The organism is Flavobacterium micromati (assembly GCF_900129585.1).
GTDB lineage: Bacteria > Bacteroidota > Bacteroidia > Flavobacteriales > Flavobacteriaceae > Flavobacterium > Flavobacterium micromati.
Genome location: NZ_FQWF01000012.1, coordinates 58514 through 85139 on the forward strand (window position 1 = coordinate 58514; position 26626 = coordinate 85139).

Genomic DNA, 26626 nt, shown 5'->3' on the forward strand with positions numbered 1-26626 from the left:
AAAGGTGCTACTATTTTTTAAATAATAGATTATTTTTGCCAACTCAAAAACCTAAATTAATAATGAAAAAGAAAACGTTTCGCAATCTACACCGAGATTTAGGATATTTCTATATTGGACTTATTATTTCCTTTGCTGCTTCGGGATTACTGATGAATCATAGAGATTCTTGGCATCCTGAAAAGTACACCACAGAAACTAAAGCGATCCAAGTTAAGCTCCCAGCAGAAGAAAAAATCAACGAAAAATTTGCCGAATCCTTAGGCAAAAAGTTAGGAATTGAAGATAAATTCCGCCGCCACAATATAAAAAAAGGAACGCTAAAAATTTCGTATGAAAATCACGATGTCGAGATTGATGTTGCAACCGGAAAAGGTGAAGTGGTAACTTTTTTAAAAACACCAATCATCAGCCAAACGATGAAATTGCATAAAAGCACTTCTAATTTTTGGATTTATTATTCTGATGTTTTTGCGTTGAGTTTAATAATCATTGCACTTACGGGAACAGTAATGATAAAAGGAGGTAAATTCAGTTTTAAAGAACGCGGTTGGAAATTAGCTTTAGCTGGTATTATATTTCCGTTGATTTTCTTGTTTTTGTTGGGGTAAAATTCACAAACTAAATAGTTAAAAAGCAAAGGTTAAAATTACCTATTGCAAATATAAAAATCCCAATCCTGCAGTAATCAGTTTTGGGATTTTATATTTTAAAACATATCTAAAATCTATTTTAACCTAGCTGAGTGATGCTCGATTGTCGCGATTTTTATAAATAATCGGCTTCTTTTTGTCTTCAATTTTTTTATAACTTATTGGAATAGGAGTCTTGAGCTATTAGCACTATTTAAAGTTTCCTTTTTTTGTATATTTGCTTAAAGTAAAATTAATTCTTATGACAACAATAACAGTCAATAAACGTACAAAAGCTGGGAAAGCTTTATTAGAATTGGCAAAACTATTATCTTTAAACAACAAGGGGGTTGAAATAATCGAGGAAAGTCCATATAATCCTGAATTTGTAAAAAAAATAATTGATGCTGAGAAAAGAGGGAATTATAAAACGATTGATCCAAATGACGTATGGGGAAGTTTAGGATTAAAATAGAAGAATTAGCTGAAGAGCATTTACAATATCACCACAAATCAGGAAATAAAGCTAGTATAAAGAAAATTTCTAAAATATTACAAGAGTTAACTGAAACACCCTATGAAGGCAGTGGAAAACCAGAAGCTTTAAAATATCATTTACTAGGTTTTTGGTCAAGGGAAATAAACAAGAAAGATAGACTTATTTATAAAGTTAATAATGATGAGGTAATGGTTTTTGTTATTTCAGCAATCGGTCATTATTCTGATAAACAAAAAAATCCCAATCCTGAACGAATCAGCATTGGGATTTTATATTTTAAAAATCTAAAATTTACTTCAATCCAGCTAGACTCTGTTCGATTGTTGCAATCTTCGCTAATGAATCAGCTTCTTTTTGTATTTCGTTTGCCAAAACTTTCTCTGGCGCACCTGCCACAAATTTCTCATTCGCCAGTTTGCTTTGAACTGATTTTAAAAAACCTTGAGTATAAATTAGCTCCGCAGTTAATTTAGCGACCTCTGCTTCGACGTCAATGCTTCCTGTTATTGGAATAAAATATTCGTTTGAGTTCACACGGTAGGACAAAGCTCCATCTGCTTTCTCTGAAACAAATTCTAGTGTAGAGATGTTTCCTAATTTGGTTACAACCGAATCAAAATACTTCGAAGTTTTATCATTATTGATCACTTTCAATTCGATTGCGTCTTTGAAGGGAATATTCTTGTCCTTACGAATAGTTCTGATTCCTGAAATTACGCCAATTGTGTTATCAAAATCTGAAATTAAACCAGCATTAAATGGTTTTATTTCTGGCCAAGTAGAAACAATTAAGGCCTCTTCAACATTTCTTTCTGCGATTATTTGCCAAATTTCCTCTGTCAAAAATGGCATAAACGGATGTAATAATTTCATATTGTTTTCTAACATTTCAATCGCCTTCGCAAAAGTTACGCTGTCAATTGGTTGCTGGTAACCCGGTTTAATCATTTCGAGAAACCAAGAACAGAAATCATCCCAAACTAGTTTATAAATTGCCATTAAAGCATCGGAAATTCTATACTTTTCAAAATTATCTTCTATCTCTAAAAGTGTTTGTTGTAGTTTCGCTTCGTACCACTCAATCGCCACTTTTGACGATTCTGGTTGCGGAATAGTAACTGAAACTTCCCAACCTTTTATTATAGTCTGAAAATTTTATTTTTCCGGTCGTTGTTACCGCTTCAAAATCCGGAGGCATCTCGCCATTTCTTGGTATTGAAAATATTCTTTTTTTCATTTTAATTTTATTTATTGGATTATTTTAAACCATAAAAGTAGCTTTGATTTAAATGCTCTTTTTGTAATATTAGTTTCGGATAATCATTTTTATTTATTTTAAAATTTGATTCAATAGTTCAATACTATTGTTGTATCAATGTAGGTTCTCTTCCTAAAATACAAATTTAGTTGACCAATTAATTTTTGTTCATTACCAACATAAATAGCACCAGCATTCGAATTGACTTACAAATCAAATTTTAATTACTTTTTTTTAAAATTGTAGGATTGTCTTTAATCCACTCATCCATTCCAGCTGCGTAATTTGCTATTTTTGTATATCCTTCTTTTACTAAAATAGAATATGCAATTGCAGAGCGCTCTCCACCTTAACAATGAATAATAACTTGTTTATCTTTAGGAATTAAATTTAGATGATCATAAATAGTACCTACAAATACATTTTTGGCCCCTTTTATGTGGGCTTTATTAAATTCCGAAACACCTCTCACATCAATTATAATGCTGTCGTTCATAACTTCTTTAAATTTCTTAAGATCAATAACTGTTTCTGTTACTAATTTTTCCCCTTTGTCAGTCCACGATTTTGTTCCTACAACATATCCCAAAACATTGTCTAACCCAACTCTCATTAATTTACGGGTCAGGTCATCTACTTGGTTTACGTTTTCAACAACTAAAATAAAATTTTCATTATAATTCACGAACCACCCTGCCCAAGTTGCAAATGAATTATTTCCCCTTATATTGAGAGTTTGAGGAATAAATCCTTTTGCAAAGTCGGCTTTATTTCTAGTGTCTATTACTTTCACACCATTTTCAATAGCTATTTTTAATTCTGAAGCGGAAAGTAATTTTTGCGCAGGCACTTCAGTTAATAGTGGTCTGTCAACTTTGTTCAACTTTTTCATCATAGCAAAATACTTAGGCGGCTCCGGTTGATCTTCTAACAAATATTTTACAAATCCATCTCTATCATTTTCATATTGTAAAGCCCAGTTTCTAATTTTTTCGTATCCTACTGTCGTACTTGCTATAGAACCTAATGCTTTACCACAGGCAGAACCGGCACCATGGCCTGGCCAAACCTGGATATAATCGGCTAACTCTGAAAAAAAATGAATTGATTTAAACATTTGTAAAGCACCAGCATTAGCAGTACTTACTACATTAGCGGCTTTTTCCAATAAATCTGGACGACCTACATCTCCCACAAAGACAAAGTCACCAGTAAAAAACATAACCGGCTTATTAGTTGCAGGAATATCGGTAAGCAAGAAACTAATACTTTCAGGAGTGTGTCCTGGAGTATATACAACTTCTAATTTCAAATTACCTAATTTTATGATATCGCCATGTCTTAAACTATTATGTGGAAACTCATATTGCCAATCCTTACCCCCCTCTGCCGATAGATATAATTCAGCGCCTGTAAGTTTTGCTAATTCTCTTGAACCTGCAAGAAAATCGGCGTGTATGTGAGTTTCGAGTATATGCGTGATTTGCATGTTATTTTCCCTTGCTATCTCTATATAAGTATCTACATCTCTTTTGGATCAATAACTGCTGCTATACCTGACTTTTGACATCCTATAAAATAACTTCCTTGAGCTAAACTTTTATCGTATATATGTTGAAAATACATTATTTTATATTTACTTAATTAATTGAGTCTAATTTATAAAAAAACCATCCTAAAAAGAATGGTTTTTAGGATTATTAACACAGAATATTTAAATAGATTTTTTAGCTAAATACCAATCCACCATTTCCAAATTACTGTTTTTTCTTTCTGCTAATTCTTTAACTGTTTTTGGAGCTGGAACAATTACTTTATCGCCAGGTTGCCAGTCAAGAGGCATAGCCACACTGTATTCATCGGATGTTTGTAAAGCAAGTAAAGAACGTTTGATCTCTGCCATATTTCTACCTACATTTAAAGGATAATACATTATTAAACGCACTTTTCCTTTTGGATCCATAATAAAAACAGCTCTTAATGCAGCTGTTTCGCTTTCGCCTGGTTGTAGCATTCCGTACAGTTTTGAGACTTCCATACTAATGTCAGCAACTATAGGAAATTCGAATAAAACGCCTGTTTTTTCATTTACGGCATTAACCCATGCAATGTGAGAGTGGATGCTGTCAATACTTAATCCCATTAATTTTGTATTGTGTTTTGCAAAAAAAACTTTTCAAGGGTAAACAAACTCATTTCTGTTGTGCAAACTGGAGTAAAATCAGCAGGATGTGAAAAAAACACGACCCAACTTCCTTTATTATAGTCTGAAAATTTTATTTTTCCTGTTGTGGTTACCGCTTCAAAATCCGGAGCCAAATCACCAATTCTTAGCATTGAAATTACTTTTTCTTCCATAATATTGTTATTTTAAATGTTAAATTTATTGATGGATAACGGATGTGATATTAGTCACGTTTTATAGATTATTATTATTATATTTTTAATTATAATAGATTTATACTATTGTAATATGTAGCGAATTATTTGAATGAAAATTACATTTATGTGATAAATGTTACAATACTTCTGGCTATTAATAAATAGTTTTACAGAAACATTAGAACATATTATGAATAAATTCTTTCTACTTTTTTTGGTAATTTTTATTTTCTCTTGTAATAAAAATATACATTCTTATCAAGATATTGATAAAAGACCAAGTTTTGGTTACGAACCTCAGGAAGCCAAAAAATTAATGGAGAAACACTGTTATACTTGTCATAGTCCAGTCGCAGATGAGGTGGAAGGTAGAATTGCGCCACCTTTTGTTGCTATTAAAGCACGCTATATTGACAAAGAAGGCTATAATAGAGTCGAATTTATAAAAGCAATTTCTGAATTTGTAGCAAATCCTACAGATGATAATGCGTTACTATATGGAGCAGTTAGAAAATTTGGTGTAATGCCAAAACAGGCTTTCCCTGATAGTGCTGCTGTAAAAATTGCCGCATTTATGTATGATTATAAAGTGGATGCGCCAGCATGGTTCAAGGAGCATTGGCAAGGTCACGGAAATACCGGTTGGGAACAATCTGGTAAAACGTTTGTTGCTGTCGCAAAAGAAAAGACGTTTGCAGATATAGGTTTAGAATATGCATTGGGAACCCAAAAGGTTTTAGGTAAAAATCTAATGGGAACTATCCAAAAGAAGGGAACTATAGAAGCAATGGCTTTTTGTAATATTCAGGCCATTCCATTAACGGATAGTATGTCTGCAATATACAATGCAAAAATTAAACGTGTTTCTGATAAAAATAGAAATCAAAACAATCAAGCAAATGCCGAAGAATTGATTTATATCGAGAAATTTAAGGAAGATTTGGCAGCTAATAAGGACCCTAAACCAGTCATTGTAGAAAAAGGCAACAAAGTACACTTTTACTACCCAATACCAACCAATGCAATGTGTTTACAATGTCATGGTAAAGCTGAAAATATTAAACCAGATGTGCAGCTGAAAATAAAAGCGTTGTATCCAAAAGATTTAGCAACAGGGTATAGTGAAAATGAAGTAAGAGGAATGTGGAGTATTATATTTAATAAAAAATAAATTATGGAAGATTTAAAAATAAAAGAAGTTTGCCCAACAAGTACATTAGAGTTAATAAAACGTAATTATTTAGTACTCGACGTCCGCGAAGAAAAGGAATTCAATCAGTATTCATTTGATGTTCCCCATGTATTACACATACCGTTAAGTCAACTGGAAGACCGATTAAACGAAATCCCGAAAGAGGAGAAAGTTACTGTGGCTTGTTTAACCGGAGAACGAAGCTTGAGAGTGGTCCATGTGTTAAGTGAATATAGTTTTACTAATTTAATTAACATGAAAAAAGGACTTGCAAAATGGATTCAAAAAGGATATCCTATAAAAGGCAAAGCTACGATAGAAGAAAAAGCATGTTGTAAAGGCGAATCAAAATGTAAATAAAATGACGAAAAAACAATATTTTTTTACAGGAGTTGGAATAGTGGTAGGCCTAATTGCGGGCTACGCTTATTATCATTTTGTAGGTTGTGCATCAGGAACATGTGCCATCACTTCAAAGCCTTTAAACAGTATCTTGTACGGTGGATTTATGGGAGGATTATTATTTAATATGTTCGTAACTTCACCAAAAAAGAAAGAAATATTATGAGTGATTTTTGGAATGAACGATATGCTAAAAACGAGTATGCTTACGGAATTCAGCCCAATCAATTTTTAGTAGAATCGATTTCTAAATTGCCTAAAAACGGAAAAATATTATTTCCTGCTGAAGGTGAAGGTCGAAATGCTGTTTTTGCAGCAAAAAATGGATTTGAAGTTTTTGCTTTTGACACTAGTAATGAAGGTAAAAAGAAGGCAGATAAGTTAGCCGATGATAACAATATAAAAATAGATTATCGAGTTGGAATATTGGATAATTTAAATTTTACAGCAGCTTCCTTTGATGGAGTTGTCTTTATTTATTCTCATTTTCCAAAGGCCATTCGTGCAACAATTCACCAACAAATTGAACAATTATTAAAACCAAATGGGGTTATAATTTTTGAAGCATTTAGTAAAGAGCAGTTACAATATCCTTCCGGTGGACCAAAAAATATTGAAATGCTTTTTTCAGAAGAAGAAGTAACAGAGCAATTTCAAAACATCGAATTTGACTTCGTAAAAACAGAAATTATAGAATTAAGTGAAGGCCCTTTTCATCAAGGTAAAGGATCAGTTGTTCGATTTACAGGAAAGAAAAAATGACAAAATCTTGGAAAGATTATCTATTTGTAAGCATACAGTTTCTATTATTTGGATTGTATGCTTTCGATTTTTTACCACATTTTGAACTTCCGCAAATTATAAAATATATTGGACTGATTGTTTCGATTACAGGTTTTATTATCTTAGCACTTTCAGTTTTGCAACTCAACAAAAATTTAACTGTTTTTCCAACACCCAAATCAGATTCCGAGCTAATAACTTTTGGAATGTACAAATTCAGTAGACATCCCATTTATACAGGACTAATCTTGTTTACTTTTGGATATGCCTTTTATAAAGTTTCATGGTTAAAATTAGTAATTTCCTTAAGTTTATTCCTCTTATTTTATTTTAAAACAAATTATGAAGAACAACAATTACTTCAAAAATTTACTGACTATAAGGAGTACAAGAAAAAAATAAACCGATTTTTCCCTAAAATCAAAAAGCCTCAAGAATAACTTGAGGCTTTTTTGAGTTTTAAAATTTATAGTTTACAAATAGCGTAAAGTTCCGACCTGGTTCGGTGATAGGAACTCTTCCAAAACCGGCTACATTGTTAAAAGCAAAGGTTAAATGGTTGTTGTAGTATTGATCAAACACATTTAAAAGCCCCATTCCAATAGAGACTGATTTTGTAGGTTTGTAACCAATGTTTAAATCCATCACTTCATAGCCTGCGGTAATAATTTCATCATAACTAGTCGAAATTTTGTTTTGTTTGGCTGTCATTGTGTACAACGCTTTGGCCCAAAATTTCTTGTATTCATAACTCAATTTTAGTCTCGTTACTAATGGCGGAGTTAATGGCAGGCTTTCTTTGAAATCTTTATTTTCTGTATAGATATAAGAAACCTCTATTCCAAAATTGAATTTATCATAGAAATTAATGTTTCCGTACGCTTCAAAACCTGTCTTTAGCGCCTTGTCAATATTTCTAAAAACTTTTGGGTGAACTGGCAGTGAGGTTGAATTGTATTTTCGAGTTAAAGAGCCATCTACAACACCTAAAATGTAGTTTTCATAAATAGAATAAAAGATTGAGGTACCATATTGAACCGAATTGAAAAATCCTATTAAACTCTTTTTTCCATCAAAACTCAATTCAAATTGATTGTTCACTTCAGGTTTTAAATTTGGATTTCCAACATATTCGTAAGGATCTCTTCCAATGTTGAAAAAGGCGATATATCGTTCCTCAATATTGGCAGCTCTAGTTCCTCGACCAAAAGAAGCTTCCATTTTGTAATTGGGATTAAAAAGGTATTGATATGAAGCCGTTCCACTGTAAAGGGTTTCATTTCTCTTTTCTAAATCTGGATATAAAGCAGCGTAGGTTCGATCTAAATCATTTGCGTCAGAAGTAATAAAATCCAAACGAGAACCAATAGTTACCCACGCTTTATCAGAAGCTTTAATTTTGGTTTCAGCAAAATAACCAAAGTCATTGGAGTAACTATCTTGCCAAACCCTATCAAAGAAGGCTGCAGGAACTGGCAGTGGATTTCCCATCATATTAACTTTTACTAATCGATCTCTTCCACCTTCTCTGGATAAATTTACTATGTCAAATCCTGTAAATAGATTCACTTTAGAGCCCAAACTCCATTCAGTTTCAATTTTCCCACCATAAGTTAAAGCATTTACTTTTGAAACTGCTTGCGAGATTGCAAAAGAAGCTCTTCGTGAATTGCTCATAATGTGATCTACATAGGAGTAGTAAACCTTAGAAGTTAATCCTTTAAAATAATTTCCGTTTTTCTCTAACTTATAATCTAAATTAGCCAGAGCACTATTGTCTTCGTCAGTATCCATCGGTAAACCTGCATGAAGCACATCTCTGCCAAAATTTTGACGAAAAGTAGCTTGTACGCGTTGGTTGTCTGAAATTTGATATCCTGTTTTTAAGCCGTAACTAATACTTCTAAAAGAAGAAGGAATTTCGTTTTGGTTTCCGTCTTTATAGTTTCCATAATCGCGATAACTGAAGTTTCCAGAAAAGTCAAACTTTTTTATTTTACTGTCTAAAGTAAACATATTGACCACTGAATTTCCGTTGCTTTCATAACCAGAGGAGAAGCTTCCGCCAATAAGTTTGGTATTGTTAGCCGGAGATTTCGAAACTAAATTAATAAGCCCAGCAAAAGTGTTTCCATATCGAACTGAAAAAGGGCCTTTTATGATTTCAATTTTGATTATTTCTTCAGGATTTATTAATGTCGTAACAGGATCCATTCTATTTGGACAAGCATGAAACGCTTTGGTTCCTCCATCTATTTGAACATTTAACTGTTCGTATTGAGAAGCTCTAAAAGCAGGGTCAACGGCATAATTCCCTCTTTTTATGAGATGAAAACCATTGATATCTTCAAATAATTCACCAGAGTTTTTTGGTTGCACTACTTTTTCGGTAAAATCTTGTTTAACGATAACTTGAGCGGGATTTTTTATTACTGATCCTGTGACGATTACTTCATTTAAAAGGGTCACTTTGGTTGTGTCTATTTTTTTAGTTGATTCTTGAGCATAACCCCCTAAAGCGCCTAATATTGTTAAGGCACAAATAATTTTTTTCATTCTGATAATTTTGATTAAACATTATAGCTAATAAGCTGTGGCGATGTTAAACAAAACTTTGCGGAGGATGATCTAATGGATAAATAATTTTAGACTGAAATAAATCTTGTTTAGAATAAATCTTTTTTTTCTTTGAAGGAGTTGAATAAGAAAAGCTGTAATTAAAAGATGAAATAAAAAATAAAATTTCATTACCAGCTACTATTTTTTTTGAAGAATCTTGATTATTTTGTTCCTTATTTATCTTTTTCAAATGACATTTACCATTGCATTTAAGTTCTGGTTTTGCTTTATTCTGGCAAAATTGTTCTGTGAAACTTTCATTAAAAAAAGAATATTCAAATTGCAAAATAGTTGTTCTCAAATTAAAACATAGAATGCTAATTAGGATTAAAAAGATAAAACTATTTTGAATTAATTTGTGCATTTCTTTGATGTTTTCTGCGAGTTTCAGACCCGTTGCAGTTCAATTTTTAGATAGGTTAAAACGGATATTTAATAACTCGTATCGTCTAATTTTACTTTTCCATTGAAGGTTTTATACAAAAAGAAGAAGTATCCGGCAAGTAAAGGAGTTCCAATTAAAACGATGGTAAGCATAATTCCCAATGATTTCTGTGAAGAAGCCGCGTTGTAAATCGTAACACTAAATTTAGGATCTATAGTAGAAATTAATAAAGTAGGATACAGTTGTAAAGCTACCAATCCCAACAATAACGCCATGGTTAGCGATGAAAAAACCAAGGCTAACATGTATCTTTTTTTAGAAGCCAACCGAGGGACATTGGCTACAGCCAAAAGGGACAAAATTGGAACGCCAAAATAAATCGGATTATTTCTAAAAGTTTCGGTTACTTCCGGAATAAAAATCAGCGTGTAAAGCGTTGTAATTCCAAATGTGATAATGAAAAATAGCATTCCTTTTTTTAGTAGAAGAGTCAATCGAGCATGCAATCGTCCTTCGGTTTTTAGCAAAAGAAAAATTGCTCCTTGCGTCATAAAAAGTGAAAGTGTAGTAAAACCAACTAGTATAGCATACGGATTTAGGAACGAAAAGAAAACGCCACCTTGGTACGTGTGGTTTTCCCCTAAAGGAAATCCTTGTAAAATATTGCCCAGAACAACGCCTAACAAAAATGCAATCATGATGCTGGAAACACTATAAATAATGTCCCAAGTTTTGCGCCACCACAACATCTCTTCGTCGCTTCTAAATTTTATTGCCACAGCACGAATTACATTGAACATCAAAAATAGCATAAACGGAACGTACATTGCAGACAACATGGTGGCGTACATAACGGGAAATCCCGCGAATAAAGCGCCACCGCCAATGACAAGCCACACTTGATTGGCATCCCAAACGGGAGCGATTGCATTAATTGCAACCCGACGACTTAAATCCTTTTTGAGAAATAAATGCCAAGCTCCCGCACCAAAGTCGAATCCTTCCAAAATGGCATAGCCGGAAAATAAAAGCCCGATGACCAAATACCATAAAGTAGGATAGTCAATTCCTAGAAAATATTCCATGAGTATTGATTTTTGAGTTTTTAAAACGACTGAAAGTTTACGGGTTCATTGAGTTCATTATAAGGACCGTGTTTGATTTTTTTATTGACCATGTAAATAAATAGTGCAAATAAAATAGCGTAAATAACGGTAAACATGATTAGGGAGAACATAATTTGATTGGCTGATACTTCTTGTGAGAAAGCGTCGCCCGTTCTTAAATGTCCATAAACCACCCACGGTTGTCGACCCATTTCTGCAGCAAACCAACCCACTTGATTGGCAATTTGCGGTAGAATGACTGCATAAGAAAATATCCACAACAACCATTTGGTTTCAAATAATTTTTTACGCCACCACATATAACTTGCAAATAAAGTCATTCCAATTAAAGTCATTCCAATGGCAATCATAATGTGGTAAAATTGAAAAACTGCATTTATTTGACCTGGTCGGTCTACTTCGGGAAAGCTGTTCAATCCAACTACTGGTGCATCAAAATCTTGATGAACTAGAAAGGACAAACCTCCTGGAATTCCAAGTCCCGTTACTTCTTGTTTTTCTTTATCGACCCAACCAAAAAGATATAAATCTGCGGGAGCATTTTTCTCAAAATGACCTTCCAATGCGGCCAATTTTGCTGGCTGATTGACTGCCACGCCATCTGCAGAACTGTGTCCCGAAACCAATTGTCCGAGTGAAAAAACGGTAGCGACGACCAAGGCAATTTTAAAAGCTTTTTTTGAAATTTCCACATACCGTCCTTTTCGTAAATAATAGGCATGAACGCTCAACACTAAAAAGGCTCCCGCCAATAAAGCGCCTTGCCAAGTATGTACCAATCGATCCATGCTTGACGGATTGAAAACCATTTCCCAAAAGTCAGTCACTTCGGCACGAGCAGCTAAGCCTTCGCCTACAATGTGATAACCGGCTGGCGTCTGTTGCCAAGAATTAGCTACCACAATCCAAACGGCTGAAAACATAGAACCCAAGAACACACCAATTGTCGAAACCAAATGCACCCAAGGCTTTACGCGGTGCCATCCAAAAAGGAGTACACCTAAAAAAGCACTTTCTAAACCAAAAGCGAATAATCCTTCGGCAGCCAAAGCACTTCCGAAAATATCGCCGACATATCTAGAATAAACGGCCCAGTTGGTACCGAATTCAAATTCCATAATGATCCCTGTTGCAACGCCAATTCCAAAAGTCAGGGCAAATATTTTTATCCAGAAACGAGTTAAAATTTCATATTCTTTTTTACCTGTTTTTATGTAAAGGCTTTCCATAATTACCATAATCAGTCCGATACCAATACTCAAAGGGGGATAAATATAATGGAAAGCAATAGTGAAGGCAAATTGGATTCGAGCAAGAATTTCTACATCCATTGTGTTGTAATTTTAAAATTAATTGTGTTGAAGTTTGTCGTCTCCACGAAAGAAAAGTGTTAACCAAATCACACGCGACAATCGCATGAACCACGGTTGCAAGAGAATTAGAGCAGTAACATTTAGGGAAACCACCACAAGATTTCTATGTTTTTAAAACTGTATACAGTGGATAATTTCCAAATAATAAATGTGATGATAGAAAAAGCAATAGTAAGACCATAACTCACATAACCAGTTCGTTGGTAAAAACCAAGTTCGATTTCCGTTCGCTGTTTGCAAACGTAAAATTTGTCAACTATCTTTGTGTTTTTGCTTAAATTATACCATTTGTATTTGAAAAGTTCGCCATTGTGGCATCGGGGAGATCTAAAAGAAACTAGGTTTTTAAGAAAGAAAAACATTGACTATATTTTTATCAAAGGTATTTCTTCAGAAGGAAATTTTATGTGATAAAAGTTACTTAACAGGCCTAAAAACAGCTTTCTTAAACAATTTCCGATTAATTTTTAAGAAACATTTTCTTAAATCCATCAGGAGTATTATTTTCATATTTCTTAAAGAATCGTCCAAAATAGGAATTATCAGTGAATCCTAATTCATAAGCGATCTCCGATGCTGTTTTTTTCTCATGGGTTAATAATCGTTTTGCTTCTAGAATGATTCTATTCCGAATTAAATCCCCTGCTGAACTCTTCGTTACTTCATTGCAAACGGCATTAAGATAGTTAGGACGTACATGCAATATTGAAGCATAATCTTTTACAAAATGTTTCTCTCTAAAATACTTATCAATAAGTTCTTCAAAATGATAAATGAGCTGAAGTGATTGACTAAACTCAGTGTTTTTGTTGTTTGGCTCGAATAAGCGGTCCAATTCTAGCAACATTAAATTAAGTAGTGAATATAAATGTTTATCAAAATTATTTCCCTTTCCACTAAACTCCTTTAACATCCATAACGCAATCGATTTCACATTTTCAAATTGTTCCTTTGAAACTTTAGCATAAGGTATTTTGTGCCTATACGTTAAAAATGAAAACTCACTAAGTTCATAATTTTGATGGCGTAGTGCAAAGAAATCATTTTCAAATACAATTATATATCCTTCAATTTTATCGTAATCAAGCCACTGATGAATTTGCCCATAATGCAAACATGTAATAGAAAAAGGTTCTATAATACATTCTTCAAAATCAACTAGTTGCTTACCTGAATTGCGTTCGTTTAACAAAATCATATTATAATTATGACGGTGCGGAACATCTAATTCTTTCATGTAAGGGAGAAAATCAATCGTTTTATAAATAGAAAATTTCAACTTATTTTGGGTAATAGCGGTAAATTTGATATTTTTTATTTCACACATAATTTTATCCTAAAGAAGTAATTGTATAGTAAATAGCCCAAGCAACAAAAGCGATAATTCCAGCAATAACCCAGGAGGGAACACTTTTTGGCGTTTCAGAACCGTCGATTAAAAACTGTTTTTGATTTCCTTTGCCATAAGCATTAATCATTAAAGGCAAAATGCCGTCAACTTCATCATTAGGATCTAAACCATCAATGGTAATTGAAGGCCCGTTTCTGACCATGAATGGAATAATTTTAATCCCTTCTTTGCCAATTGGGTCTTTACTTACTATTTTTAAATGGTGTAATCCATCAATTAGTTTTCTGGTATCCAAATCGAAATTTACAGGAGTTATGAATTCGCCGATCGGCAAAACCTCCTCATCAACAAATATAATCACTTTTGTTTTACTGTCCATATTAGTCAAATTTTAAGATGGTTCGTTTAATGTGATTGCTGTTCGTTTCTTTGGGTTGAACAATGTATTTCACTGAATAAAAAAGTGTTATCAAAACTATGATACTCATTCCAATCACGATTGCATAATCCACGTTACCGTCTGGGCCTGCCCCATGAGCGATACCTTGTAAAATTTTAGGTTGCTGTTTGTCACATACAGGACAAGCAAATAGACCTATTGAAAAAAGGCTAAAAAGCGTTATAAAGATTGATTTTTTCATACTATTTATTGTACTGGTGCAGTTGCTTTTGCAAGTTCCATTAATTTTTTTACTTGTTCTACTGTCACTTTCTTGGCATTATTGCCCCAACTCGTTTTCTCGTGATTCATAATGGCGGCTACTTCTTCAGCAGATAGACCGGCATTTGTCCCAACAGCAGGCATAACGCCGTATTGTTCTTGAGCGTTGTAGCCATTCATGATAATGGCAACCATAATTTCAGAGTCATCATTAAGCACAACCTTACTTCCTTTTAAAGGTGGAAATGCGCCCGCAAGTCCTTCCCCATTTTGCTGGTGACACGCCATACAATTTGCTGCGTATAAATCACTTCCGTTCAATTCTGGCTCAACGCCAGCTGCTGAAGCCATTGCTTCTTTTTTCTCCTTTTTATATAGAAATTTTGGATCAGGCGTACCGTCTGGTAATTTGACTTGTTTCAAACTTTGCAAATAGGCAACTAAATTTAACCCATCTAGTGTAGCCACTACAATTCCTTTTTGGCCTTTCATAAAAGCTTCAGGAACTGCAACTTTGATATCGCCTTTTGCTGCTTTGTCTTTGACTTCAAATAGCCACGGATAAGGCGCCATAATGGATTGCGGCGTAACAATTCTTGGATTGTATAGGTGAACCAAATGCCAATCTTGACTTGGCTGGCGTTCGCCAATATTCGTCAAATCGGGACCTGTTCGCTCGGTACCCATTAAAGTTCCGGCGTTTTGCCAAATACTTTTCCGAGTGCTTAACGCATAATCGGCAGCAATTCCGGGACGCTTCCCCCATGTTTTATCCATATCCACATTTCGGACTTGCTGAGTATGACAGCCTACACATCCATTACTGATATAAATTTGTCTTCCCGCTTCTTGAGCTTCCGTTAGCGGAATAGCACCATACAATGGAACGCTGTTTTTTTGATTGTACAAACTTGGAATTACAGCAACGAAAAGCGTGAGTGTGCCAAATAAAAGTGAGGCCGCCGTAAATAGTTTTTTATGATCGTGAAATATACTCATCTTAATTAAATTTTAGGTTCAGCCAAATTTGTTTCCAAATTTTGATTGATAATTTCAAATGCTTTTTGCTTAACATCAACATCCACGGTGGGTTGCATCATTTTATACATATTATAAACCAATACAATATGCGAAAGCCACATTAAAGTTCCTCCGATAGCCCTCCACAACCAATACGGACCCATCATAACCACACTATCAATAAATGGAGCGCCTTCAGCCCACATTAATCCTTTTAAAGTTCCACCAATCATCAATGGGATTGTGTAAAATTGCAATCCAATCAATGCCAACCAGAAATGCGCTCCAACACCCAATTGAGGCGGTTCTTTTCCTGTAAGTCGAGGGACAATGGCGTAAATTCCTCCAAAAAGTAAGAACGTTATAATTCCGTACATCGTAATGTGCGAGTGTGCAATGGTAAAATCAGTAAAATGCCAAATTAAATTAGTAGAACGAAAGGCTTCGGCCGTTCCTTGAAAAGATCCCGTAAAATAATAAATAATCCCCACAAAAAAGAAAGGTAATGAATAACTGTTACTCACTTTGCTCCAAGAACCTCTCAACGTCATTAGATAATTGGTTGTTCCTGCGACAACCGGAATTAACATTCCCACACTTCCTACAATCGCAACCGTTTGCAACCACCAAGGCAAAGCACTAAAGACGAAATGATGTGTACCAATAACCGTATAAAATAAAATTTGCGACCAAAAAGCTAAAACTCCTAAACTGTAGGAATAAATGGGTTTGTTCAATTGTTGCGGCAATAAATAATACAGTACACCCAACATAGAAAACATAAACCACATTCCTACTGCTTGATGCATATAATAACCTTGCACAATAGTTTCACCAATTCCATCTTGTCCCATTGGGATATAAGCAATAAAGGCAACTATTAAAATAAATATATACGAAGCAACGATGAACCAATTGGAAATATAAATTTCGGTCGTAGTTCGTTTGGCAATTGTTTTTATAAAATTAATCACAGTAAGAAGTAATCCAACAGCCCAGATTGCCATAATAGGCCAGATGATTTCGCGGTATTCGCCACCGCCGTTATTGATTCCTACCATAATGGTAATAGCTCCTACAAACATCGCAAAATTTACACAAATAAGTGCTGTCCAACCATTTTTAATACTATTCAAAGGGGCGTTACTGACCATAGGAACTATATAATAACCCAATCCCATAATTCCTATAGTTGCCCAAGCCCAAAAAACTAAATTAGTATGAACGGCTCGAAGTCGTCCAATACTTAACCAACTATAGGTATCAGCATCGGGGACTATAAATTTAATTCCGACGTATTCTCCAACAGAACTACCTACAAAAAGCCAGAAAACAGCTGTTCCTAAAAACCATAAAACAAGCTTTGTCAATGCAGGGTCAATTTTCGGTCTTTTTATAGGAGGTCTTTTTGTAGCAAAAAATCGGTAATTAGTTTCAGAAGTAATATTTTTCAGTAACCCTTTAGAATCATGGGATACTTTTCCAGCAGAAATTTCGTTAGGAACTACTTCATAAGTTGATTTTTGTTTGATTTCTTCTAATTCTGTATTACTGGGCATATTTTCGTCATCGGAAATAAATGCAGCAAATGCTTCTGCTTCTTTCAGTTTTTGAAAATTGTGGTAATTTCTAAAGCTAGTAGTCACTTTTGAAACTAAATAAAGCAAAGCAAAAAATAGCGGAATAAAAATCAATACTAAAGTAATTACAATTCCAGGCTCAGAGAAGATATCTTCTCTTTTTGCAGGCCCAGTTTGGGCAAAAATAATTTGTGGTACTAAATAAAGTAATCCTAAAATTACAAGAGAAAGCCCATTATTATTTTTGATTCTTTTTCTTTTTATAAGCTCAATTTCATTAGCATTAAGATTACTAATATATTCTTTAAACTTACTTTTTTTATGTTCAGTTTGGTCGTTTGCGGTCTTATTAGTGTTGGAAATAAGCTTTAACAATAAAACAACAATAGAAGCAACAGTGATTAAAACGACCGTGACGAGCAAGTCTATGAATTCTATGGATTTGTTAGGAAAAAAACTAATATCGGTGTCGTTTTGAGCGACAGCGAAAAAAGGTTGTAAAAATATAAGAAGAGTTAAAATAAGAAGCTTCAGCTTAGATTTGGATAAACGGTTTATCATTTGGAATATCATATTATACTGTTTTAAAACATGACGTAAAAATAAAAATAGAAGCTCATCGCTCTATGGTTATAAAAGCAGTAATGATGGTACTATTTACTGTAAGTGATATTTAACTCTTGTATAAAACAAAAAAATCCCAATCCTGAACGAATCAGCATCGGGATTTTCTATTTTAAAAATCAAAAATCTACTTCAATCCAGCTAGACTCTGTTCGATTGTTAAAATCTTCGCTAATGAATCAGCTTCTTTTTGTCTTTCGTTTACCAAAACTTTCTCTGGAGCACCTGCCACAAATTTCTCATTCGCCAGTTTGCTTTGAACTGATTTTAAAAAACCTTGAGTATAAATTAGCTCCGCAGTCAATTTAGCGACCTCTGCTTCAACGTCAATGCTTCCTGTTATTGGAATAAAATATTCGTTTGAGTTCACACGGTAGGACAAAGCTCCATCTACTTTCTCTGAAACATATTCTAGTGTAGAGATGTTTCCTAATTTGGTTACAACCGAATCGAAGTACTTCGAAGTTTTATCATTATTGATCACTTTCAATTCGATTGCGTCTTTGAAGGGAATATTCTTGTCCTTACGAATAGTTCTAATTCCTGAAATTACGTCAATTATGTTATCAAAATCTAAAATTAAACCAGCATTAAAAGGTTTTATTTCTGGCCAAGTAGAAACAATTAAGGCCTCTTCAACATTTCTTTCAGCAAGAATTTGCCAAATTTCCTCTGTCAAAAATGGCATAAATGGATGAAGTAATTTCATATTGTTTTCTAACATTTCTATCGCCTTCGCAAAAGTTACGCTGTCAATTGGTTGCTGGTAACCCGGTTTAATCATTTCGAGAAACCAAGAACAGAAATCATCCCAAACTAGTTTATAAATTGCCATTAAAGCATCGGAAATTCTATACTTTTCAAAATTATCTTCTATCTCTAAAAGTGTTTGTTGAAGTTTAGCTTCGTACCACTCAATCGCCACTTTTGACGATTCTGGTTGCGGAATAGTAACTGAAACTTCCCAACCTTTTATTAGTTTAAACGCATTCCAAATTTTGTTAGTAAATGCTTTTCCTTGATTGCACAATTCTTCGTCAAACATAATGTCATTTCCTGCAGAAGCGCTCAATAACAAGCCTACTCGAACTCCATCGGCACCAAATTTTTCAATTAAATCCAATGGATCAGGAGAATTTCCTAGTGATTTAGACATTTTACGTCGCTGTTTGTCACGAACCAAACCAGTCAAATACACATTTGTAAATGGTTTTTTGCCTGTGTATTCATAACCGGCAATAATCATTCTAGCCACCCAAAAAAACAAAATATCCGGACCTGTAACCAAATCATTCGTAGGATAATAATATTTAAAATCCTCACTTTCTGGATCCATAATTCCACCAAAAACAGACATCGGCCACAACCAAGAAGAAAACCAAGTATCAAGAGCATCCACATCTTGAGTTAAGTCCGCAGTACTTAGTCCATGGTTCTTGGTCTTTTCTTTGGCTAAAGCCAGAGCATCATTTATGTTTTCAGCAACTACAAAATCTTCTTTTCCATCACCATAAAAATAAGCTGGGATTTGTTGTCCCCACCACAATTGACGCGAAATATTCCAGTCGCGAATATTGTTTAACCAGTGTGCGTATGTATTATTGAATCGTGCTGGATGCAATTTAATGTCGCCATCAACTAAAACAGATTGAATGGCTGGCTTTACCAAATCTTCCATTTTCAAAAACCATTGATCAGACAAGCGAGGTTCAATAACCGCTTTTGTTCGTTCAGAAGTTCCCACTTTATTCAAGTAAATTTCGGTTTTTGCAAGAGCTCCCATAGTTTCTAATTCTTTCGCAATTTCGGCACGAACTACAAAACGATCTTTTCCTTGATAATGCAATCCAAAACTATTTAAAGTAGCGTCCTCATTAAAAATATCAACAATTTCGAGATGGTGTTTTTCGCCTAAAGCTTTGTCGTTAATATCGTGAGCAGGAGTCACTTTTAGGCAACCGGTTCCAAATTCAACGTCTACATATTCATCTTCGATAATTGGAATTACTCTTCCGCAAATAGGAACAATCGCTTTTTTACCTTTTAAATGTGCAAACCGCTCATCATTAGGATTTATACAAATAGCGGTATCTCCAAAAATAGTTTCCGGACGCGTGGTTGCTATAGTGAGGTATTCCTCCCCCAACCCCTCCGAAGGATGAGAGCTATCGGCAACGGCTCCCTCTCCTTTGGAATCCCGATAGCTATCGGGAGGGGAGAGGATTTTGTATTTTATAAAGTATAATTTCCCTTGTTGTTCTTCATAGATAACTTCCTCGTCAGACAAAGTTGTTTTGGCTTCGGGATCCCAGTTTACCATTCGGAATCCTCTATAAATGAGTCCTTTATTGTATAAATCCACAAATGATTTAATCACAGAAGCTGACATTTCAGGATCCATCGTGAATTTTGTACGTTCCCAATCGCACGAAGCACCTATCTTTTTTAATTGGTCTAGAATTACACCACCATATTTATCAGTCCATTCCCAAGCGTGAGCTAAAAATTCTTCACGCGTTAAATCATTTTTGTTGATACCCTTGGCTTTTAATTTGGCAACCACTTTAGCTTCAGTAGCAATCGAAGCATGATCTGTTCCAGGAACCCAACAAGCGTTAAACCCTTTCAGTCGCGCTCTTCTTATCAAAACATCTTGAATCGTGTTATTTAGCATGTGTCCCATGTGTAAAACTCCCGTAACATTAGGCGGGGGAATCACAATGGTATAAGGCGTTCTGTGATCTGGCTCTGAATGGAAATAGTTATTTTTCATCCAGTAATCATACCATTTATTTTCTATGGTTTTAGCGTCAAATTGAGCGGGGATAGTCATATAAAGCAACTGTTAAGACCAAAAAACGTAACTGGTCTGATGTTTGTAATTGAGATGGCAGCAAAAGTAAATAATTATATACACTATTAAAAGGGAAATAAAAATTTGTACATTAAATAAAAGAAACTAATTTTACTAAATGATTTTAAACAAATAAATATGAAAAAAGCTATACTTTTATTTGCATTTGCGCTAGTTAGTACATTTGGTTTTGCTCAAAGCGGCCCTAAAATTGTATTCACTGCAAAGGATAATACAATTGATTTTGGAACAGTAAATACAACTGAAAACGGTACCCGTGACTTCGTTTTTACTAACACAGGAAACGCCCCGCTCGTTATCACAAATGTTCTTTCAACCTGTGGCTGTGCGGTTCCTACCAAACCAGAAGAACCAATAATGCCAGGGAAAACAGGGAAAATTACAATAAAATACAACATGGCTTTAGGTCCAATACGAAAAACTATAACTGTAGAATCAAATGCCGTAAATTATGACGGCGGACGAGTTGCCTTAAAGATAAAAGGGGAAGTAGTATCCAATTAACACCTATTTTAAAATATAAAAATGCTTTTGAGTTACTTCAAAAGCATTTTTTTATAATATATCATCAAGTTTAAATGCAAACTTTAAGATTTGACTTTCTCTTTCTATTTCTAAAGTGATCCATTTTTCATTCTCTGACCTAAAAAATGCATTGACATCTTGCAATGAATATCTATGGGTGGTCACATTATCAATAGTAATAATGATATCACCTTCACGAAGACCTGCTTTTGCCGCTGAAGAGTTTTTTCTAACATTTGCAATTTCGTAAACCGGTTTTAGATTAAATTTGTATTTAAAATTTGATTTTATGTTGTATGCAGTTGTTCCTCCTGAACCAGATCCCATAGAAACTGTTTGCATTGGCACTGTTTCTTGAACCCACTGCAAACCGTTATGTTGAATGTCGACACCGCTTCGATTGTATCCAAAAGCCGCCGAATAATTACTATTCTTTTTTAAATATAATTGCTGATGTTGATAATCAAATACAACGTTAAATCTCTTCATTATTTCACCTCCCACTGATCCCATTCGGTCTGCAACCATTGTAACACTTTTTGTTGAAATAGAATCTGGAAACGCAGCTACAAGGTCACTAAAATTAAATTCTCCCATTTGCAATTTTTGTATTCTTGCACGCTTTCCATAAATATCACCACTAAAGCCTTTACCTAAAAAATCATCAAAATTTTTCAGTGGCACTTTTATAAATTCGGAGCGATTTTCAAATAACCAAACTGCATCACTGTTACCAATATCTACTAATAATTTTACCGGAATTTCTTTATCATTCAGGGTCACTTTACTATTTAGGTAAGGTTTTGATTTTTCAACAGACATTGGGATTTTAGTAAATTTCTCTTCAATCTTTTCTCTGACTTTTATGTTGTCTTTATAAACAGTAATTCTTTTTTTTCGATAATTAATTTCAACTAAATTATCCCTAAAAAACTGATAACCAATAATACCATTAACGGGAATACCAATGTGTGAAGATAAATTAAACTCAGGGTCTAAAACGATGTATAGCATGTGATCGCTCCTTTTTAAACCACTAAATTCCAAATTATTATTTGTAGATTTCAGGCCTTCAACAGCTGTTTCATTACCTAAACCTCTTAGAATGACTTTTTCAGTATTAAAAAAGCGAACTTCTTTTTTATCTTCCAAACTAAATAAAATAGTTTCAGAAACGCCAGTGTCTAATAAGAAATTTAATTCGATTCCATTCACTTTAATTGGCACAAAAATTAAATTATTAATCAGCTTAAAATGGAATTTGGTTTTATTAATGCCCTTGTCAAACTGAAATCCAAGTTGAGAAAATGCAGGCAATGAAAATATTGAAATGAAGATAAAAAATACTGCTTTGAACATAGTTAATAATTTAGCTAAAAATAACAAATTAATCCAATTTCGAATATAGATTTAACAGTTTATACACCATTTTTTTGTTATAAATCCGAAAAAAAATTCGCAAATTTGCAATTCAATAATTTATATTATGCCAACAATCTCAAACAAGGGAAAATTAATGCCTGAATCGCCAATTAGAAAATTGGTTCCTTACTCGGAAATAGCTAAGAAAAAAGGAAATAAAGTATATCATTTGAACATTGGTCAACCAGATATAAAAACTCCTGAAGTGGCTATGAATGCCGTTAAAAATATTGATTTAACGATTTTAGAATACAGCCACTCTGCTGGAAATGAAAGTTACCGTAAAAAATTAGCATCTCATTACAGCAATCAGGGTATTCCTGTAAACGTTGAAGATATTATAGTTACTACTGGCGGATCAGAAGCTTTAATGTTTGCTATGGGAAGTATCATGGACCAAGGCGATGAAATTATTATTCCAGAACCATTTTATGCAAATTATAACGGCTTTTCAACCGCTTCTGGAGCTGTGGTGGTTCCTGTAATTTCCACGATAGAAAGTGGTTTTGCGTTACCAGCAATCGCAGATTTTGAAAAACTAATCACTGAAAAAACTAAAGCAATCTTAATTTGCAATCCAGGAAATCCAACTGGTTACTTATATTCGAAAGAAGAGATCCTGCAACTTGCCGATTTAGTTAAAAAACATGATTTGTTTTTGATTTCTGATGAAGTTTATCGTGAATTTACTTATGACGGTGATGTTCATTATTCGGTGATGAATATTACTGGACTTGAAGAGTACGCCATTATGATTGATTCTGTATCAAAAAGGTACAGCATGTGTGGCGCTCGTATCGGTTGTATTGTTTCTAAAAATAAGGAATTAATGGCTACGGCTATGAAATTTGCGCAAGCTAGACTAAGCCCACCTACTATTGAACAAATTGCCAGTGAAGCTGCACTAGATACGCCTCAAAGTTATTTTGACGAAGTAATTTCAGAATATAGAGAGCGCAGAGATACTCTTGTTGACGAATTAAATAAAATTGAAGGCGTAATTGTAAGTAAACCTAAAGGTGCTTTTTATTGTATTGCACAACTTCCTGTTGATAATGCTGATGCTTTTGCGCAATGGCTTTTAGAAAGTTATGATCTAAATGGAGAAACTGTAATGGTAGCTCCTGCGGCTGGCTTCTACTCCACTGCTGGAATGGGCTTGAACCAAGTGAGAATTGCTTACGTACTAAAAAAAGAAGATTTGATTAGCGCGGTGCGTATTTTAAAAGCAGCTATTCCTGTTTATAATTCAGTTCTTGCGAACGTGTAATTAAAATATAAACCTGATTTTTCGAAATCATCATTATATTTATTTAAAAGTAAAGGCAATAGCAGCAGTGTTATTGCCTTTACTTTTAAATACGATTTTTAGAAAAACTAAAAAGAATTATTTTGTGGCCTAAATTAAACTTGAATTTACAAGCTATAAAATTAAATTTGGTTTCAAAGTGTAAATTCCTTTATCATTAAATAGTATCACCTATAGAAATTCTTTACTTTTTATTATTTACCTTTACGCCTCAAATAAATACACCTAATATAATAGTTGCTTTTAATGATAAAGAAAGAAGAATTTCAAGACGAAATAGGAGACAATCATTTTAGTTTGTCCGCGAAAAACCCAATAAGAGATGATGCTTTCGCAATTTCTGATGATGAAAAAATTGAAAAAATAAAGAAAGATGTTGAGAACATTCTATTAACTCTTGGAATGGATTTGACTGACGATAGTTTAAAAGGCACGCCTAATCGTGTGGCAAAAATGTTTGTGAAGGAAATATTTGGCGGTTTAAACCCAAATAAAAAACCAAAAGCATCTACTTTTGACAATAACTACAAGTACGGTGAAATGTTAGTGGAGAAAAATATCATCGTATATTCTACTTGTGAACATCATTTATTACCTATTATTGGAAGAGCGCATGTAGCGTATATTAGCAATGGAAGAGTTATTGGCTTGTCAAAAATGAACCGTATTGTTGAATATTATGCTAAAAGACCTCAAGTACAGGAACGTTTGACTATGCAAATTGTCCAAGAATTGCAAATAGCACTTGGTACAGAAGACGTAGCTTGTGTGATTGATGCTAAACATCTTTGCGTGAATTCTAGAGGAATCAGCGACATTGAAAGCAGCACTGTGACTTCAGAATTTGGTGGGAAATTTAAAGATCCTCAATCTAGAAGAGAATTTTTAGATTATATTAAAATGGAAACAAAGTTCTAAATTCCTCTAACTCCCGCCGCGGCTGGGGAATAAGAGGGATATTGAATAATAAAATAAATTTCTTCCGTATCGTAAGATCCTAGCCCTGATTGCAGTGGAAATCCTTTTTTTTGTCCTTTTTTGGACATAAAAAAAGATTGAAACGTAAAGCAGGATAAAGCTCGAAAAAACAAATTCTATGCCCTTATATAAAAGTCAGCCTTTAAAAATATACAATTCACTTTCGGGAGAGAAAGAAACATTCACACCTATTCACGAGGGAAATGTGGGGATGTATGTATGTGGACCAACAGTTTACAGCAATGTCCACCTTGGGAATGTGCGAACATTTATGTCTTTTGATGTGATTTTCAGATACTTTTTACATTTAGATTATAAGGTGCGTTACGTTCGAAATATTACCGACGTGGGCCATATTGTAGATGATGAGGATGAAGGCGAGGATAAAATTGCCAAGAAAGCGCGATTGGAACAGCTAGAACCAATGGAAGTGGTGCAGCGTTATACTGTAGATTTTCACGAAATTTTGAAAGCTTTTAACTTTTTACCACCTAGCATTGAGCCGACTGCAACTGGTCATATGATTGAACAAATAGAAATTATAAAGACTATTATTGCGAACGGAATTGGATACGAAGCCAATGGATCGGTTTATTTCGATGTGGTAAAATTTAATAAAACCAATCATTATGGTAAATTGAGCGGTCGAAATATTGAAGATATGCTTACCAATACTAGAGATCTTGACGGTCAAAGTGACAAACGAAATCCGCAAGATTTTGCACTTTGGAAAAAAGCCGAAGCACAACATATCATGAGATGGCCTTCACCATGGAGTGATGGTTTTCCGGGTTGGCACTTAGAATGCACCGCAATGAGCACTAAATATTTGGGAAACCATTTTGATATTCACGGAGGCGGAATGGATTTAAAATTTCCGCATCATGAATGTGAAATTGCTCAAAATGAAGCGTGCACTGGCCATACTCCTGTTAATTACTGGCTCCACGCCAATATGTTGACTTTGAATGGAAAAAAAATGGCCAAATCAACTGGAAATAATATTCTACCAAGAGAAATATTGACTGGGGAAAATACTATTTTAAGTAAAGCTTTCTCGGCATCGGTTGCTCGCTTTTTTATGTTACAAGCGCATTATAGAAGTATTCTTGATTTTTCAGATGATGCGATTGTGGCTGCAGAAAAAGGATACAAACGATTGATGGAAGCTGTAAGTTTGTTAAAAGAAATTACTGTTTCCGCAAAAAGCACTATCGATATTTCCACATGGAAGCAATCATGTTATGACGCGATGAATGACGATTTTAACACGCCAATTTTGATTGCGCAGTTGTTTGAGGGCGTCAAGTTCATCAACTTGTTGAACGATGGCAAGGAAAGCTTGACTGCAGTTGATTTGGAAATTTTCGATAAAGCAATGAACGCTTTTATTTATGATGTTCTAGGGCTTGAGAACGAAAAAGTTGCAAATGAAAATTCTGATAAACTAGAAGGTACTGTAAATATGCTGATTGAAATGAGAAAACAGGCTAGAGACAATAAGAATTTTGCTTTGTCAGATCAAATTAGAGATCAACTAGTTACTTTGGGAATCCAATTGAAAGATGGTAAAGAAGGAACTACTTTTAGTATTTAACAAAACAGTTTTGAGTGATTTGCGATACATTT

Annotated in this window: 25 protein-coding genes and 3 pseudogenes; 12 read left to right on the forward strand and 16 right to left on the reverse strand. The window is 34.1% G+C overall.

Going from position 1 to position 26626, the window contains the following annotated elements; all coding sequences use genetic code 11:
* Positions 1-62: 62 nt before the first annotated feature.
* The 3 genes and pseudogenes from BUB42_RS13085 to BUB42_RS16145 all read left to right on the forward strand — a co-directional run.
* Entirely contained in the window at positions 63-611 is a 549-nt protein-coding gene (locus tag BUB42_RS13085) for a PepSY-associated TM helix domain-containing protein (protein WP_073021169.1), read from the forward strand.
* Positions 612-894: 283 nt separating this feature from the next.
* Positions 895-1107 (forward strand): DUF2683 family protein, encoded by a 213-nt coding sequence (locus BUB42_RS13090; protein ID WP_073021171.1) that lies wholly within the window; start codon positions 895-897, stop codon positions 1105-1107.
* Positions 1083-1340 (forward strand): annotated as a pseudogene (locus tag BUB42_RS16145) (Txe/YoeB family addiction module toxin); the annotation flags it as partial. The gene BUB42_RS13090 and the pseudogene BUB42_RS16145, both read left to right, overlap by 25 nt.
* A gap of 82 nt (positions 1341-1422) precedes the next feature.
* Here the strand turns inward: BUB42_RS16145 and BUB42_RS13100 are convergent.
* The 4 genes and pseudogenes from BUB42_RS13100 to BUB42_RS13110 form a co-directional block, all read right to left on the reverse strand.
* Positions 1423-2274, reverse strand: a pseudogene (locus tag BUB42_RS13100) (class I tRNA ligase family protein); the annotation flags it as partial.
* Positions 2210-2368: a hypothetical protein gene (locus BUB42_RS16490; protein WP_170857238.1), complete on the reverse strand. Its 159-nt coding sequence runs from the start codon at positions 2366-2368 to the stop codon at positions 2210-2212. The pseudogene BUB42_RS13100 and the gene BUB42_RS16490, both read right to left, overlap by 65 nt.
* Positions 2369-2738: 370 nt before the next feature.
* Positions 2739-3878, reverse strand: coding sequence for an MBL fold metallo-hydrolase (locus BUB42_RS13105; RefSeq protein WP_244533933.1), 1140 nt, complete (start codon positions 3876-3878; stop codon positions 2739-2741).
* Between the two features lie 225 nt (positions 3879-4103).
* Positions 4104-4747 (reverse strand): annotated as a pseudogene (locus BUB42_RS13110) (peroxiredoxin).
* Positions 4748-4904: 157 nt separating this feature from the next.
* Between BUB42_RS13110 and BUB42_RS13115 the strand changes: the two are divergent.
* Genes BUB42_RS13115 through BUB42_RS13135 form a run of 5 tightly spaced genes read left to right on the forward strand, consistent with a single transcriptional unit; the run spans position 4905 to position 7588 of the window.
* Positions 4905-5942, forward strand: a complete 1038-nt coding sequence (locus tag BUB42_RS13115; RefSeq protein ID WP_244533934.1) for a c-type heme family protein — start codon at positions 4905-4907, stop codon at positions 5940-5942.
* 3 nt (positions 5943-5945) lie between these two features.
* Positions 5946-6323, forward strand: a complete 378-nt coding sequence (locus tag BUB42_RS13120; protein WP_073021177.1) for a rhodanese-like domain-containing protein — start codon at positions 5946-5948, stop codon at positions 6321-6323.
* A gap of 1 nt (position 6324) precedes the next feature.
* Complete coding sequence (locus BUB42_RS13125; protein ID WP_073021179.1) at positions 6325-6531, forward strand: DUF6132 family protein; 207 nt, start codon at positions 6325-6327, stop codon at positions 6529-6531.
* A complete protein-coding gene (locus BUB42_RS13130; protein WP_073021181.1) occupies positions 6528-7127 on the forward strand; it encodes a class I SAM-dependent methyltransferase in 600 nt (199 codons plus the stop codon). The genes BUB42_RS13125 and BUB42_RS13130 overlap by 4 nt, the downstream gene beginning before the upstream one ends.
* Complete coding sequence (locus BUB42_RS13135; RefSeq protein ID WP_073021183.1) at positions 7124-7588, forward strand: methyltransferase family protein; 465 nt, start codon at positions 7124-7126, stop codon at positions 7586-7588. Before BUB42_RS13130 ends, BUB42_RS13135 begins: the two co-directional genes overlap by 4 nt.
* A 19-nt stretch (positions 7589-7607) precedes the next feature.
* Here BUB42_RS13135 and BUB42_RS13140 read toward each other — a convergent pair whose 3' ends face one another.
* The 10 genes from BUB42_RS13140 to BUB42_RS13185 form a co-directional block, all read right to left on the reverse strand.
* Positions 7608-9704 (reverse strand): TonB-dependent receptor domain-containing protein, encoded by a 2097-nt coding sequence (locus tag BUB42_RS13140; RefSeq protein ID WP_073021185.1) that lies wholly within the window; start codon positions 9702-9704, stop codon positions 7608-7610.
* 46 nt (positions 9705-9750) lie between these two features.
* Complete coding sequence (locus BUB42_RS13145; protein ID WP_139257386.1) at positions 9751-10053, reverse strand: hypothetical protein; 303 nt, start codon at positions 10051-10053, stop codon at positions 9751-9753.
* A gap of 146 nt (positions 10054-10199) precedes the next feature.
* Positions 10200-11237, reverse strand: a complete 1038-nt coding sequence (gene cydB, locus BUB42_RS13150) for a cytochrome d ubiquinol oxidase subunit II (protein WP_073021188.1) — start codon at positions 11235-11237, stop codon at positions 10200-10202.
* A gap of 20 nt (positions 11238-11257) precedes the next feature.
* Positions 11258-12610 carry a cytochrome ubiquinol oxidase subunit I gene (locus BUB42_RS13155; RefSeq protein ID WP_073021190.1) on the reverse strand — a complete coding sequence of 451 codons (1353 nt, stop codon included), beginning with the start codon at positions 12608-12610 and terminating at the stop codon, positions 11258-11260.
* A 502-nt stretch (positions 12611-13112) separates the two neighbouring features.
* Entirely contained in the window at positions 13113-13979 is an 867-nt protein-coding gene (locus BUB42_RS13160) for a helix-turn-helix domain-containing protein (protein WP_073021192.1), read from the reverse strand.
* Between the two features lie 4 nt (positions 13980-13983).
* On the reverse strand, positions 13984-14382 hold the full coding sequence (locus BUB42_RS13165; protein ID WP_066082540.1) for a cytochrome C: 399 nt from the start codon (positions 14380-14382) through the stop codon (positions 13984-13986).
* 1 nt (position 14383) lies between these two features.
* Positions 14384-14644, reverse strand: a complete 261-nt coding sequence (locus BUB42_RS13170; protein ID WP_066082542.1) for a hypothetical protein — start codon at positions 14642-14644, stop codon at positions 14384-14386.
* 5 nt (positions 14645-14649) lie between these two features.
* Positions 14650-15663, reverse strand: a complete 1014-nt coding sequence (locus tag BUB42_RS13175; RefSeq protein ID WP_073021194.1) for a cytochrome c — start codon at positions 15661-15663, stop codon at positions 14650-14652.
* A gap of 5 nt (positions 15664-15668) precedes the next feature.
* Positions 15669-17837 (reverse strand): cbb3-type cytochrome c oxidase subunit I, encoded by a 2169-nt coding sequence (locus BUB42_RS13180; RefSeq protein ID WP_073021195.1) that lies wholly within the window; start codon positions 17835-17837, stop codon positions 15669-15671.
* 178 nt (positions 17838-18015) lie between these two features.
* Positions 18016-20721 carry a valine--tRNA ligase gene (locus BUB42_RS13185; protein WP_073021197.1) on the reverse strand — a complete coding sequence of 902 codons (2706 nt, stop codon included), beginning with the start codon at positions 20719-20721 and terminating at the stop codon, positions 18016-18018.
* A 159-nt stretch (positions 20722-20880) separates the two neighbouring features.
* On the opposite strand from BUB42_RS13185, the gene BUB42_RS13190 reads away from it, so the two are divergent.
* Entirely contained in the window at positions 20881-21267 is a 387-nt protein-coding gene (locus BUB42_RS13190) for a DUF1573 domain-containing protein (protein WP_073021199.1), read from the forward strand.
* 51 nt (positions 21268-21318) lie between these two features.
* On the opposite strand, the gene BUB42_RS13195 is transcribed toward BUB42_RS13190, so the two are convergent.
* Entirely contained in the window at positions 21319-22647 is a 1329-nt protein-coding gene (locus BUB42_RS13195; protein WP_073021201.1) for an aspartyl protease family protein, read from the reverse strand.
* Between the two features lie 127 nt (positions 22648-22774).
* On the opposite strand from BUB42_RS13195, the gene BUB42_RS13200 reads away from it, so the two are divergent.
* Together BUB42_RS13200 and folE are read left to right on the forward strand one after the other, a co-directional pair.
* Positions 22775-23980: a pyridoxal phosphate-dependent aminotransferase gene (locus tag BUB42_RS13200; RefSeq protein ID WP_073021203.1), complete on the forward strand. Its 1206-nt coding sequence runs from the start codon at positions 22775-22777 to the stop codon at positions 23978-23980.
* Positions 23981-24265: 285 nt separating this feature from the next.
* Entirely contained in the window at positions 24266-24937 is a 672-nt protein-coding gene (gene folE, locus BUB42_RS13205) for a GTP cyclohydrolase I FolE (protein WP_073021205.1), read from the forward strand.
* On the opposite strand, the gene BUB42_RS16830 is transcribed toward folE, so the two are convergent.
* The gene (locus BUB42_RS16830) at positions 24934-25065 is read right to left on the reverse strand and encodes a hypothetical protein (RefSeq protein ID WP_262987407.1); all 132 of its coding nucleotides are present in this window, start codon (positions 25063-25065) and stop codon (positions 24934-24936) included. The two genes, folE and BUB42_RS16830, sit on opposite strands and share 4 nt — an antisense overlap.
* Positions 25066-25115: 50 nt before the next feature.
* Between BUB42_RS16830 and cysS the strand changes: the two genes are divergently transcribed.
* A complete protein-coding gene (gene cysS / locus BUB42_RS13210) occupies positions 25116-26594 on the forward strand; it encodes a cysteine--tRNA ligase (RefSeq protein ID WP_073021207.1) in 1479 nt (492 codons plus the stop codon).
* The last annotated feature ends 32 nt before the right edge of the window (positions 26595-26626 follow it).

What these genes read in the sequence shown, in the direction of transcription:
- BUB42_RS16830 (WP_262987407.1), bottom strand. Translation starts at nt 25,065, where the DNA reads ATGTCCAAAAAAGGACAAAAAAAAGGATTTCCACTGCAATCAGGGCTA.
- BUB42_RS13125 (WP_073021179.1), top strand. Translation starts at nt 6,325, where the DNA reads ATGACGAAAAAACAATATTTTTTTACAGGAGTTGGAATAGTGGTAGGC.
- BUB42_RS13120 (WP_073021177.1), top strand. Translation starts at nt 5,946, where the DNA reads ATGGAAGATTTAAAAATAAAAGAAGTTTGCCCAACAAGTACATTAGAG.
- BUB42_RS13115 (WP_244533934.1), top strand. Translation starts at nt 4,905, where the DNA reads ATGTTACAATACTTCTGGCTATTAATAAATAGTTTTACAGAAACATTA.
- folE (WP_073021205.1), top strand. Translation starts at nt 24,266, where the DNA reads ATGATAAAGAAAGAAGAATTTCAAGACGAAATAGGAGACAATCATTTT.
- BUB42_RS13085 (WP_073021169.1), top strand. Translation starts at nt 63, where the DNA reads ATGAAAAAGAAAACGTTTCGCAATCTACACCGAGATTTAGGATATTTC.
- BUB42_RS13160 (WP_073021192.1), bottom strand. Translation starts at nt 13,979, where the DNA reads ATGTGTGAAATAAAAAATATCAAATTTACCGCTATTACCCAAAATAAG.
- BUB42_RS13195 (WP_073021201.1), bottom strand. Translation starts at nt 22,647, where the DNA reads ATGTTCAAAGCAGTATTTTTTATCTTCATTTCAATATTTTCATTGCCT.
- cysS (WP_073021207.1), top strand. Translation starts at nt 25,116, where the DNA reads ATGCCCTTATATAAAAGTCAGCCTTTAAAAATATACAATTCACTTTCG.
- BUB42_RS13135 (WP_073021183.1), top strand. Translation starts at nt 7,124, where the DNA reads ATGACAAAATCTTGGAAAGATTATCTATTTGTAAGCATACAGTTTCTA.
- BUB42_RS13185 (WP_073021197.1), bottom strand. Translation starts at nt 20,721, where the DNA reads ATGACTATCCCCGCTCAATTTGACGCTAAAACCATAGAAAATAAATGG.
- BUB42_RS13130 (WP_073021181.1), top strand. Translation starts at nt 6,528, where the DNA reads ATGAGTGATTTTTGGAATGAACGATATGCTAAAAACGAGTATGCTTAC.
- BUB42_RS13200 (WP_073021203.1), top strand. Translation starts at nt 22,775, where the DNA reads ATGCCAACAATCTCAAACAAGGGAAAATTAATGCCTGAATCGCCAATT.
- BUB42_RS13165 (WP_066082540.1), bottom strand. Translation starts at nt 14,382, where the DNA reads ATGGACAGTAAAACAAAAGTGATTATATTTGTTGATGAGGAGGTTTTG.
- BUB42_RS13175 (WP_073021194.1), bottom strand. Translation starts at nt 15,663, where the DNA reads ATGAGTATATTTCACGATCATAAAAAACTATTTACGGCGGCCTCACTT.
- BUB42_RS13090 (WP_073021171.1), top strand. Translation starts at nt 895, where the DNA reads ATGACAACAATAACAGTCAATAAACGTACAAAAGCTGGGAAAGCTTTA.
- BUB42_RS13190 (WP_073021199.1), top strand. Translation starts at nt 20,881, where the DNA reads ATGAAAAAAGCTATACTTTTATTTGCATTTGCGCTAGTTAGTACATTT.
- BUB42_RS13140 (WP_073021185.1), bottom strand. Translation starts at nt 9,704, where the DNA reads ATGAAAAAAATTATTTGTGCCTTAACAATATTAGGCGCTTTAGGGGGT.
- BUB42_RS16490 (WP_170857238.1), bottom strand. Translation starts at nt 2,368, where the DNA reads ATGAAAAAAAGAATATTTTCAATACCAAGAAATGGCGAGATGCCTCCG.
- BUB42_RS13155 (WP_073021190.1), bottom strand. Translation starts at nt 12,610, where the DNA reads ATGGATGTAGAAATTCTTGCTCGAATCCAATTTGCCTTCACTATTGCT.
- BUB42_RS13180 (WP_073021195.1), bottom strand. Translation starts at nt 17,837, where the DNA reads ATGATATTCCAAATGATAAACCGTTTATCCAAATCTAAGCTGAAGCTT.
- BUB42_RS13170 (WP_066082542.1), bottom strand. Translation starts at nt 14,644, where the DNA reads ATGAAAAAATCAATCTTTATAACGCTTTTTAGCCTTTTTTCAATAGGT.
- cydB (WP_073021188.1), bottom strand. Translation starts at nt 11,237, where the DNA reads ATGGAATATTTTCTAGGAATTGACTATCCTACTTTATGGTATTTGGTC.
- BUB42_RS13105 (WP_244533933.1), bottom strand. Translation starts at nt 3,878, where the DNA reads ATGCAAATCACGCATATACTCGAAACTCACATACACGCCGATTTTCTT.